Origin of the sequence: Nodularia sp. UHCC 0506 (assembly GCF_034931045.1) — a bacterium.
Taxonomy (GTDB): domain Bacteria; phylum Cyanobacteriota; class Cyanobacteriia; order Cyanobacteriales; family Nostocaceae; genus Nodularia.
Window position 1 is genome coordinate 12,560 of sequence record NZ_JAYGHH010000055.1, and the last position, 10,413, is coordinate 22,972.

At 39.8% G+C, this 10,413-nt stretch carries 13 protein-coding genes; 9 read left to right on the forward strand and 4 right to left on the reverse strand.

Features of this window, described 5'->3' with window-relative positions; translation table 11 throughout:
* The first annotated feature begins 532 nt into the window (after positions 1 to 532).
* The 5 genes from VB654_RS21805 (at position 533) to nifJ (ending at position 6,523) form a co-directional block, all read left to right on the forward strand.
* The gene (locus VB654_RS21805; RefSeq protein ID WP_323215891.1) at positions 533 to 1,651 is read left to right on the forward strand and encodes a ferrochelatase; all 1,119 of its coding nucleotides are present in this window, start codon (positions 533 to 535) and stop codon (positions 1,649 to 1,651) included.
* Between the two features lie 270 nt (positions 1,652 to 1,921).
* Positions 1,922 to 2,176, forward strand: a complete 255-nt coding sequence (locus VB654_RS21810; protein ID WP_323215892.1) for a ribbon-helix-helix domain-containing protein — start codon at positions 1,922 to 1,924, stop codon at positions 2,174 to 2,176.
* A complete protein-coding gene (locus tag VB654_RS21815) occupies positions 2,170 to 2,532 on the forward strand; it encodes a type II toxin-antitoxin system PemK/MazF family toxin (RefSeq protein ID WP_323215893.1) in 363 nt (120 codons plus the stop codon). Before VB654_RS21810 ends, VB654_RS21815 begins: the two co-directional genes overlap by 7 nt.
* A 29-nt stretch (positions 2,533 to 2,561) precedes the next feature.
* Positions 2,562 to 2,696: a hypothetical protein gene (locus VB654_RS21820; protein WP_323215894.1), complete on the forward strand. Its 135-nt coding sequence runs from the start codon at positions 2,562 to 2,564 to the stop codon at positions 2,694 to 2,696.
* A gap of 248 nt (positions 2,697 to 2,944) precedes the next feature.
* On the forward strand, positions 2,945 to 6,523 hold the full coding sequence (nifJ, locus tag VB654_RS21825) for a pyruvate:ferredoxin (flavodoxin) oxidoreductase (protein WP_323215895.1): 3,579 nt from the start codon (positions 2,945 to 2,947) through the stop codon (positions 6,521 to 6,523).
* Between the two features lie 38 nt (positions 6,524 to 6,561).
* On the opposite strand, the gene VB654_RS21830 is transcribed toward nifJ, so the two are convergent.
* The 4 genes from VB654_RS21830 to VB654_RS21845 form a co-directional block, all read right to left on the reverse strand.
* The gene (locus VB654_RS21830) at positions 6,562 to 6,798 is read right to left on the reverse strand and encodes a UPF0175 family protein (protein ID WP_323215896.1); all 237 of its coding nucleotides are present in this window, start codon (positions 6,796 to 6,798) and stop codon (positions 6,562 to 6,564) included.
* A gap of 197 nt (positions 6,799 to 6,995) precedes the next feature.
* Positions 6,996 to 7,412, reverse strand: coding sequence for a putative toxin-antitoxin system toxin component, PIN family (locus tag VB654_RS21835; protein WP_323215897.1), 417 nt, complete (start codon positions 7,410 to 7,412; stop codon positions 6,996 to 6,998).
* Positions 7,405 to 7,623, reverse strand: a complete 219-nt coding sequence (locus tag VB654_RS21840) for a hypothetical protein (RefSeq protein WP_323215898.1) — start codon at positions 7,621 to 7,623, stop codon at positions 7,405 to 7,407. The genes VB654_RS21835 and VB654_RS21840 overlap by 8 nt, the downstream gene beginning before the upstream one ends.
* A 119-nt stretch (positions 7,624 to 7,742) precedes the next feature.
* Entirely contained in the window at positions 7,743 to 7,892 is a 150-nt protein-coding gene (locus tag VB654_RS21845) for a hypothetical protein (protein WP_323215899.1), read from the reverse strand.
* Positions 7,893 to 8,169: 277 nt separating this feature from the next.
* Here VB654_RS21845 and VB654_RS21850 point away from each other — a divergent pair, with 277 nt between their 5' ends.
* The 4 genes from VB654_RS21850 to VB654_RS21865 form a co-directional block, all read left to right on the forward strand.
* Positions 8,170 to 8,469, forward strand: a complete 300-nt coding sequence (locus VB654_RS21850) for a hypothetical protein (RefSeq protein ID WP_323215900.1) — start codon at positions 8,170 to 8,172, stop codon at positions 8,467 to 8,469.
* A 242-nt stretch (positions 8,470 to 8,711) separates the two neighbouring features.
* A complete protein-coding gene (locus VB654_RS21855) occupies positions 8,712 to 8,888 on the forward strand; it encodes a hypothetical protein (protein WP_323215901.1) in 177 nt (58 codons plus the stop codon).
* A gap of 307 nt (positions 8,889 to 9,195) precedes the next feature.
* Complete coding sequence (locus VB654_RS21860) at positions 9,196 to 9,519, forward strand: hypothetical protein (RefSeq protein WP_323215902.1); 324 nt, start codon at positions 9,196 to 9,198, stop codon at positions 9,517 to 9,519.
* A gap of 282 nt (positions 9,520 to 9,801) precedes the next feature.
* A partial coding sequence (locus VB654_RS21865) for an ABC transporter ATP-binding protein (protein WP_323215914.1) occupies positions 9,802 to 10,413 on the forward strand: 612 nt, incomplete at its 3' end.

The window sequence follows — 10,413 nt, forward strand, 5'->3', positions numbered from 1 at the left end:
GTGATGATAAAGTCAATAAACTCTGTCCGGGAAAAATTAGGATTTTGCCCCTGTTTTTTACACTTAAGCTATCAGACGCTGAATAGAAGCATTGTGATATGAAGTTTTCAGTTAGCGCTGGCTCATGAATTCCAGGGCAAATGATTATACTCATTCATCTTAGGTACTAACAGTTTTTCAGTTATTTTTTACTATTTCTGTATTTAATCATACTTTATTGTCAGTAATTCAAAGTAAACAGAGTCCTAACATAAATTTACTCAATTACTCAACCCTGCCTTATAGGATATATGAAAATTGCCCATAAACACAAATAAGATATGAAAAATAGATTGCCAAAACATATATTTTCCAATACTCAGTAGCTAGTAATAACCCCAGTATGCCTTTTGATATATTATTGTTAATTTCGTAACTACCCTATCCCCCTGGATGGGATAATAAACTACGAGTTAGCAGAGCAATAAAGTTATTCCCTAACTTAATTGGCTCTCAACTCTGGTTTATATGGATTTATATTGAGGAAATCATTGTGGTTGCCACCCCAGAAAAACAGCAACACACCCACGAGCCATTATCAGGTAAAGACCGAGTAGCTGTCTTACTCATGGGCTACGGTGAAGTCGAAAGTTATGAAGATTTTGCTAACTATAACGAACAGGCTTTAAATCTACTGACTGCAAAATTCGCACCAGTACCAACCTGGATTTATCCCCCTTTGGCAAAGCTATTAGCGTTATTTGACCGCCACGAATGGGGACACACCCACCATGATTTTATTTCCCCACACAATGCCATCTTTGAACAGCAACGGGCTGGTATTGAAAAGAATTTGCAAGCCAAGTGGGGCGATAGTATCCAAGTTTTCAAAGCCTTTAACTTCTGTGCGCCCTACCTACCTGATCAAGTTCTCGCAGAAATTCAAAACCAAGGCTTCGACAAAATCCTGATTTACCCCTTATTGGTGGTCGATTCCATCTTTACCAGTGGAATTGCCGTTGAGCAAGTTAATAATGCCTTAGCGAATATTCCTGATGGAGAAGAACATTGGGTAAAAGCACAGCGTTACATCCCCTCGTTCTATAACGAACCAGCCTACATTGATTTAATGGCTAATCTCGTTGAAGAAAAGATTAGCGCCGAAATAGGTGCAGCATACCTCCCTTCTCAAATTGGCATAGTCTTAATGAATCATGGCTGTCCCCACAAAGCCAAAGGATTCACCTCTGGAATTACCGAAAGTCAGGCACTATATGATTTAGTCCGGGATAAGTTAATTAACCGCTATCCTTTAATTTCTGTGGGTTGGCTCAACCATGACACCCCTTTAATTGAATGGACATTGCCAAATGCGGAGCAAGCTGCTAGTAACTTGATTCAATTGGGTGCAAAAGCCATCATCTTTATGCCCATTGGCTTTGCAACAGAAAACCACGAAACTTTATTAGATGTACACCACATCATTCATGCTTTGGCGAAAAAGCATCCCGATGTGAGTTATGTCCAGATGGCCTGTGTTAACGACAAGCCAGAATTTTTGGAAATGGCGGCTGAATGGGCAAATGCTCATATTGCTGAGTTGATGAATCAAGAAGCTATGGCGGTTAATCCCCAGTTGGCGGCAAATCACCATCACCATCATCATCATTAAACATCGACCGAATTTAATATACATCTGATTTAAGCTTTGTAGAGACGTTGCATACAACGTCTCTATATTTTTTGGCATAGTAAACCCTTTGTTAGTTCACTGTTTAAGAATTTGGGAAGGTACGATATCAAAGCGCTCGGTAGGAATCGCACTTCTGTATGTAGAGTTACGGTGTACACTTTACCCTGACATTTTTGGGATGTGTGGTGTAAATGATAGAGATCAAGTAAAATTAGGTTATACCCTCAGTCAGAAAAAAAGTATAACTTAATGACAAGCATCAAAACAGCTATTTCAATTGAAGAATCACTGTATGAAGAAGTAACCGCTTTAGCCAATACAATGAAAATCCCTCGCAGTAAATTATTTGCTCTAGCAATGGAAGAATTTTTGCGTCGTAAAAAAGATCGCCAATTAGTAGAAAGTGTGAATGAAGCTTATGCAGATGGACTAGATGAATCAGAAGAAATTATGTTAGCAGCAATGCGACACCATCAAGGACAATTAAAAGAAAAAGAATGGTAATTAAGCAAGGTGATATTTATTGGATTGATTTGGGAGAACCAATAGGCTCAGAACCAGCTTATATCCGTCCTTATGTGGTGATCCAAAATGATTTGCTCAACAGTTCTCAAATCAAAACCGTAATAGTTTGTGCATTAACTTCTAATTTGAGACGAGCTAAGGCAATAGGTAATGTTTTACTAGAGTTAGGAGAAGCGAATATTGATCGGCAAAGTGTGGTAAATGTATCGCAAATTTTTACGGTAGATAAAGCTTTATTAAATGAAAAAATCGGTAAACTATCTCAAGAAAGAATTAGACAAATTTTAGCAGGATTAGCAATAGTAACAGAACCACAGCAAATAAATTTAGATTAAAATTTTCATGTTTATAAATAAGTGAGATTGTGCAGAACGCAGTACCAAAGGCAATCGCCCTTATGTATGTAGAATGTGGAAGCGATCGCTTTTCTGTGCTTGTGGAGAATGGAGAGCGATCGCTACTTTTCCAAAACTACCAAACACCAAGAAATATATTATAACCTCTTTGCGTATCTTTGCGTTTACCTTAGCGAACCTCTGCATTTAAAAAACACTCATCCCCCCACCCCATAAACCAGGAAAAAACACCTCAAACCCGCATCAACCAAAGGTGAGAAATCCTGAGTACATAACTAATATTAAATAGATAGAAAAATCTCTCAGACATAATATATAAAAACTGCCTACTAATTAATATATTTAATTTTATTGCAACCAAGCGACCGCCACAAACAAAGACCCAAAAAACATGAACCAAACCTTTGCAACCATTGACGGGAATGAAGCTGTTGCCCGTGTTGCTTACAAATTAAACGAAGTAATTGCCATATATCCTATCACTCCCTCCTCCGCAATGGGTGAATGGGCAGATACTTGGTCAGCCGCAAACCAGCCCAACTTGTGGAATACTATACCCAGCGTCGTGCAGATGCAAAGTGAAGGCGGCGCTGCTGCTGCGGTACATGGCGCATTACAAACCGGTTCCCTGAGTACCACCTTCACAGCGTCCCAGGGGTTATTATTAATGATACCCAACCTTTACAAAATCGCCGGTGAACTAACTAGCGCTGTGATTCATGTCGCCGCCCGTTCCCTCGCTACTCACGCCTTATCAATTTTCGGTGATCATAGTGATGTCATGGCATCCCGTGCTACAGGGTTCGCCTTGCTGTGTTCTGCTTCAGTGCAGGAAAGCCATGATTTTGCCCTGATTTCCCAAGCAGCAACCCTAGAAACACGTATATCATTTATGCACTTCTTTGATGGTTTCCGCACATCACATGAAGTCCAAAAAATCAAGTTATTGTCAGATGAGCAATTGCGATCGCTTATTAACGAAAATCTAATTTTAGCTCATCGCGATCGCGCCCTCACCCCAGACCATCCCCTATTGCGAGGAACAGCCCAAAACCCTGATGTTTACTTCCAATCCCGTGAAGCTGCAAACCCCTACTACAACGCCACTCCCACCATCGTCCAACGCTTGATGGATGAATTTGGGAAACTTACAGGGAGACATTATCAAATCTATGAATATCACGGCGCGAGTGATGCGGAACGAGTAATTATTCTCATGGGTTCTGGTTGTGAGACAGTCCATGAAACAGTCGATTATCTCAACAGCCAAGGGGAAAAGGTGGGAGTGGTGAAAGTGCGACTCTATCGCCCCTTTGATGTAGAAAGATTTATTGCAGTCTTACCAAACAGTGTACAGGCGATCGCAGTCCTTGACCGCACCAAAGAACCAGGAAGCGCCGGCGAACCCTTATATTTAGATGTAGTCGCTGCTATCCATGAAGCCTGGGAAGTAGGACAAACGCATTCTAACTCAGCACTCAGCACTCCTAAAGTTGTTGGTGGGCGTTATGGTCTTTCCTCCAAAGAATTCACCCCAGCGATGGTAAAAGGCATCTTTGATCACCTTGCCCAAACACAACCGCGAAATCACTTTACTGTGGGTATTAATGACGACATTACTTACACATCCCTTGGCTTTGACCCCAACTTTTCCACCGAAGCAGATAACGTTGTTAGGGCAATGTTTTATGGCTTAGGTTCTGATGGGACAGTGGGTGCTAATAAGAACTCTATCAAAATTATTGGAGAAGAAACCGACAACTACGCCCAGGGTTATTTTGTCTACGACTCCAAAAAATCCGGTTCAATGACAGTTTCTCACCTGCGCTTTGGCCCCCAGCCAATTCGGTCAACTTATCTCATAGACAAAGCGAATTTTATTGGTTGTCATCACTGGGGTTTTCTAGAACGCATAGATATTTTGAAAGATGCGATTTCTGGCGCAATTTTATTAGTAAATAGTCCTTATGATGCTGATAGCGTCTGGGAAAATTTACCGCCAAAAGTACAACAGCAAATTATTGATAAACACCTAAAATTATACATCATTAATGCTAACCAAGTCGCCCGTGAAAGTGGTATGGGCGGCAGAATTAACACCATTATGCAAGTGTGCTTTTTTGCGTTAGCAGGTGTTTTACCCCAAGCAGAAGCAATAACCAAAATTAAAAAAGCTATCGAAAAGACTTACGGTAAAAAAGGTGCAGAAGTTGTCCAAAAAAACTTGCAAGCAGTAGACAACACCCTCACCAATTTGCATAAAGTAGACATCCCCCAAACAAGTCAAAAGTCAAAAGTCAAAAGTCAAAAGTCACAACTATTAGATGGTGCGCCGGAATTTGTGCGGGATGTCCTCAGTGAAATTATGGTGTGGCATGGTGATGATTTACCAGTCAGTGCATTACCCGCAGATGGGACATTTCCCACAGGGACAGCGAAATGGGAAAAACGTAATGTTGCCGAAGAAATACCTGTATGGGAACCTGATGTCTGCGTTCAGTGTGGTAAGTGCGTCATGGTTTGTCCCCATGCTGCTATCCGCGCTAAGGCTTATCAACCCGATGAGTTAATCAATGCACCCAGTAGCTTTAAATTCGTTGATGCTAAAGACAAGAGTTTTAGCAATCAAAAATTTACGATTCAAGTCGCCCCAGAAGATTGTACAGGATGCGCCATTTGTGTAGATATTTGCCCAGCGAAGAATAAATCTCAGCCATTGCAGAAAGCGATTAACATGGCGCAGCAGCTACCCTTGCGGGAACAAGAACGCCAAAACTGGGATTTCTTCTTGAGTTTACCCAATCCTGACCGCAGACGGTTAAAACTCAACCAAATTCGCCAACAACAACTGCAAGAACCTTTATTTGAATTTTCCGGTGCTTGTGCAGGTTGTGGAGAAACACCTTATTTAAAATTATTAACACAATTGTTTGGCGATCGCTCTGTTATTGCCAATGCTACCGGTTGTTCTTCAATTTACGGCGGAAACCTCCCCACCACCCCTTGGACAACCAACACCGAAGGAAGAGGCCCCGCATGGTCAAATAGTTTATTTGAAGATAACGCCGAATTTGGTTTTGGCTATCGTTTATCGCTGGATAAAAAAGCTGAATTTGCGGCGGAATTATTGCAAACATTAGGAAGTCAACTAGATGAAAAACTCGTCTCTTCTATCCTGACTGCTGAACAAAAATCGGAAGCTGATATCTGGGAACAACGGGAAAGAATAGAACTACTCAAACAACAGTTACATAAAATACTCACTCCTGAACCCAATCTAAAATCCAAAATCCAAAATTTAAAATCGATTGCTGATTATTTAGTGAAAAAAAGCGTCTGGATTGTCGGTGGTGACGGCTGGGCGTATGATATTGACTTTGGCGGTATTGACCATGTAATAGCCAGTGGTCGCAATGTGAATATTTTAGTCATGGATACAGAAGTATATTCTAATACTGGGGGTCAATCATCCAAAGCCACACCCAAAGCAGCAGTAGCAAAATTTGCTGCTAGTGGTAAACCCGCACCCAAAAAAGATTTAGGCTTAATTGCCATGACCTACGGTAATGTTTATGTAGCGAGTGTAGCCTTGGGTGCAAAAGATGAACATACCCTAAAGGCATTTTTGGAAGCAGAGGCTTTTGATGGACCATCATTGATTATTGCTTACAGCCATTGCATAGCTCACGGTATCAACATGACTACAGGGATGAAACATCAACAATCTCTGGTAGAATCAGGACGTTGGTTGTTGTATCGCCATAATCCAGAGTTGCAAAATCAAGGTAAAAATCCGTTGCAATTGGATATGCGATCGCCTACGCAATCAGTAGAACAATCGATGTATCAAGAAAATCGCTTCAAGATGTTGACTAAGAGTAAGCCAGAAGTTGCTAAACATCTCTTAGAACAAGCGCAAGCCGAAGTTAACGCCCGTTGGCAGATGTATCAATATTTAGCAAAAAGGTAATATTTAATGGGTAATGGGTTCTGATTTATTACCTATAATCATTCATGATTCTCCAACAGTAAATCAACTTCCAAGTCACTTTCATCATAATGAATAGTAATATTTCTCTGTGCTAATTCAGTTTGAAATTGCAATAAAGGCATTTGAGCAAGTTGAGATGCTTTACCAATACTAATATTATTTTTTTGGAATAAAAGGATAATCAATTCTAGCATTAATTCTTGTTCTGATAATCCACTTGCTTGCACAATTTCATCAGAAATGACTAAACTCATGGTTATTTTTCCATAAATAGACATCAAAACAATTATAACGCCTGGGCAATTAGATATGGGATATCGCCTACCCAATCAGTATAAAAATCGATGTATTAAGAAAATCGCTTCACAATGTTGACTAAAAGCAAGCCAGAAGTGGCTAAACATCTGTTAGCATAAGTGCAAGCCGAAGTAAATGCACGTTGACAGATGTATCAATCTGAAAAAATTTCTAAAAATTGCGTTGCTGTAATAATATCAACTCCTCTAAAGGGATGAAGTTCTAATAAATCTTTATCTCCTGTAATGATATGAGTTGCATTACCATTAATAGCAACCTCAAGAAATTTGTCATCTTTTGGATCTCTACACTCTTTAATTATCTGATTTATGTCAATTTCTTCTGATTCAAATTTGAATTTAGCTAAAAATTGAGTACGAATACTCATAGAAATATATTTATCGAATTTTGAGCGATTGAGAATTTCTTGTATTTCTTGAAAAGTCGCATTTGAAAATAAAATTATTCCTAAGCTTTTGGCTTTTTTAAATGCCACATCTGGAATAGATGACTTAATCAAGATGGCACTAACTAAAATGTTTGTATCAATAACAAACCGTAATTCATCCATTATGAAGAATTTCATTTAAAATTTCTTGAGTCAATCCCCGGTCTTTGGCTTGTTCCTGCATTTCTTCAATAATGTCATCTAGGGATTTATTTTGAATAATTAATTTGAGCAACTCGTTAACAATAGTCTGAATTTTTTGCTGTTTTTGTGGTTCTGCTTCTTGATAAGCTTTAGCTACTTCAGCATCAACTTGAATTGCAATTGTTTCCATATTTTAATAGGAAAAATAAATTACACTTGCTTAATTATAGCATTCAACGTTGCCGCACTTCTACAAAGCCATGTGCTGCTATAATTTGGCAGATTTCTCGACCTGATAACACTCGTAGCTTACCCAATCGCTACCTCCAAGCGAGTGACAAAAACTTCTGGAAGTTGTTTACCTAAATCTTCATACATTTCCATAACAGCTTCCAAAGCATATTGAACATTAGCTAAAAACTCATCTATAGAATCGCCTTCGGTGATCAATTCTGGCAAGAGTGGACAAGTTACAGTGAACCATCCTTCAGTAAGTTGTCACGCAACCATTGCACTAAAGCTCCAGCGATCGCAATACTACCCTCCAAAGCATAAACTGTAGGAGCATCCCTCAACTTGTAAGCTACCACTGTCAATCAACCGTTTTGAGAAAACACTTTTTGCTGGCCATGCCGATAGATTTCTGCTGATGCCAATGATAGAAACTGGTTATTGTGACATCTAGTTGAATTTGATAACATATTCTTAATAATTCTCAAAATTAAGAAATTAAATCATGAAATTAATTGCCACAAGATTCCTATTTATTGGCGTTGTCATTCTGGCATCTGTACCCGCAATTGCTCAAAATCAAGGTAATTCCTTTTCTGGTAGAGTTCAGCGAGTTTGGGAAGATGGATTTCGCTTAAACACTAATGGTCGTTCCATCAAAGTTGATACTTATGATATTTGTGGAGATAATACTGCCCGACACATATCGGCTGGCGATCAAGTAAGCGTAACTGGCGAGTTTGATGGAGGCGAATTTGATGCCTTTTCTGTTACTAAAGCCAATGCTCAAAGTGTTTGCCAGTAGTTAAAAGAAACAAAATATGTTAGGGCGCAAAGATTAACGTAACTAAGATAACACTCTGCGTAACTCTGCGTTACCTTAGCGCCACTCTGCGTTGAAAAATTTACCCCACCCCAGGTAGAGTATAGGTTATACCTTATGGATTGTGAATTACTAATAACCAATACTTATAGTTAGATGATTAGGCGATCGCGCAAGCACTGCTACAAACAGATCGTCTAATGTTGTAAGTGAGGTAAAAAATTATGTCAGCACAAACTATCCAACCTGAGTTGCTTGTCGAACTATCTACAGAAGAACAACAGCTTCTCTGTGGAGGCAGAAGGCGTTGTCCTCGACGTGTGATCATTCCCCGTTGTGGTTCTTATTTCCGTGACCGCAGAGGTGGCGGATTTGATGGCGGATTTGACGATGATTTTTAATTTTGATGGGGGTTAATTAGAAGTTAGCCAACCCTGCAAACTCCGTCAGGGACTGAGAAATAAAAGATATCCTCAAATTCTCGTGGTGCTGGCATCTTGCCTGCTAATCACCAATAACAGGCAGGATAGCCATTCTACAAAATATGATAAATTGGATTTGGCAAAACAGTTCTGGCAGTTCCCTTTGGCAGAATGCTAACATAACATAACAAATACGATAGAACCAAATATTAATAGTTTTTATCCGGATTAACCAAGAAATAGATGAATAAGATTTTATATCAAACCCCTCCATTTCTAAAAAATTATGGACATACCTCAGCGCGTATCAATTCGCTACAAAGATACGTCCTACAACAGTAATGAGATCCGCTTAAAAACTTTCCGACTTGGTTTTCAGATATGGGACGAACAGACTAAAGCCAGACAGACTGAACTTTATAATTTTATCTTCTCTGGCTTAAAACAAGTTGACCGCCAAGACCGTTATATGTTTTCTGTACTGTTTATAGAGTTAGCAGAACTCATCCGCAACTCCCGGCTGGAAAGAAGCATGAAAGAAGTTTTAATTAAAACAGCTTTTAGTGAGTTTGCTTACGCATTAGCAGATTTTGAAGATGGGGGTAAATAAATTGTTATTTATCCCTTTCAATTTTTTATAAATTCAGGTAGCGCCTGTCTTAACCGTTCTTGCCAGTCAGGAACGGATTTTAATTATCTATTAAGCATACAGAACTGCTGGATCATGGTTTATCTCTGTTAGTGATCAAACCTTTTTTTGTGCTTTTTTTGGCAATATGTTTCTTCGGTGAACCCTTGTAGAGACGTTGCATAGTTTGAATGCAATGAGGATAATTCACCAGGTGGTCTAAGATTATTGGATATTGTATATCTGAGCGATCGCCTAATCAAGATGATTGAAGTAGAACATCTCAGTAAAACCTATGGTTCTACCCCAGCTATTAATGATGTAACATTTAGCGTCGAACCTGGGGAAATTTTAGGGTTTTTAGGGCCGAATGGGGCTGGTAAAACTACAACCATGCGAATTTTAGCCGGTTATCTCCCAGCGACAGAGGGAAAAGCGAGAATTGCTGGTTTTGATGTTAATGATGATTCTCTCGCAGTCCGCCAACGCATTGGTTATTTGCCAGAGACACCCCCGTTATATCCAGAAATGACGGTGGAGGGGTTTTTACATTTTGTCGCCCGAATTAAGGGCATTTCCGCAGGCGATCGCACCGAAAAGGTAACAGCCGCCATTACACGCTGCAACTTGGAAGATAAGCGTAAAGTCATTATCCGCAAACTATCCAAAGGATATCGCCAAAGAGTCGGCATTGCTCAAGCCATTGTCCATGACCCCCCAGCCATTATTTTAGATGAACCCACCGTCGGACTTGACCCCCGGCAAATTATTGAGGTTCGCAATTTAATTAAAAGCTTGGCTGGGACTCATACTATTATTTTGTCTACTCACATTCTCCCAGAGGTGAGTATGACTTGTAGCCGGGTGGCCATTATC

Excerpts from the sequence above, each read along its gene's own strand:
- VB654_RS21810 (WP_323215892.1), top strand. The coding sequence starts at position 1,922 with ATGACAAGCATCAAAACAGCTATTTCAATTGAAGAATCACTGTATGAA.
- VB654_RS21815 (WP_323215893.1), top strand. The coding sequence starts at position 2,170 with ATGGTAATTAAGCAAGGTGATATTTATTGGATTGATTTGGGAGAACCA.
- nifJ (WP_323215895.1), top strand. The coding sequence starts at position 2,945 with ATGAACCAAACCTTTGCAACCATTGACGGGAATGAAGCTGTTGCCCGT.
- VB654_RS21830 (WP_323215896.1), bottom strand. The coding sequence starts at position 6,798 with ATGAGTTTAGTCATTTCTGATGAAATTGTGCAAGCAAGTGGATTATCA.
- VB654_RS21835 (WP_323215897.1), bottom strand. The coding sequence starts at position 7,412 with ATGGATGAATTACGGTTTGTTATTGATACAAACATTTTAGTTAGTGCC.
- VB654_RS21840 (WP_323215898.1), bottom strand. The coding sequence starts at position 7,623 with ATGGAAACAATTGCAATTCAAGTTGATGCTGAAGTAGCTAAAGCTTAT.
- VB654_RS21850 (WP_323215900.1), top strand. The coding sequence starts at position 8,170 with ATGAAATTAATTGCCACAAGATTCCTATTTATTGGCGTTGTCATTCTG.
- VB654_RS21855 (WP_323215901.1), top strand. The coding sequence starts at position 8,712 with ATGTCAGCACAAACTATCCAACCTGAGTTGCTTGTCGAACTATCTACA.
- VB654_RS21860 (WP_323215902.1), top strand. The coding sequence starts at position 9,196 with ATGGACATACCTCAGCGCGTATCAATTCGCTACAAAGATACGTCCTAC.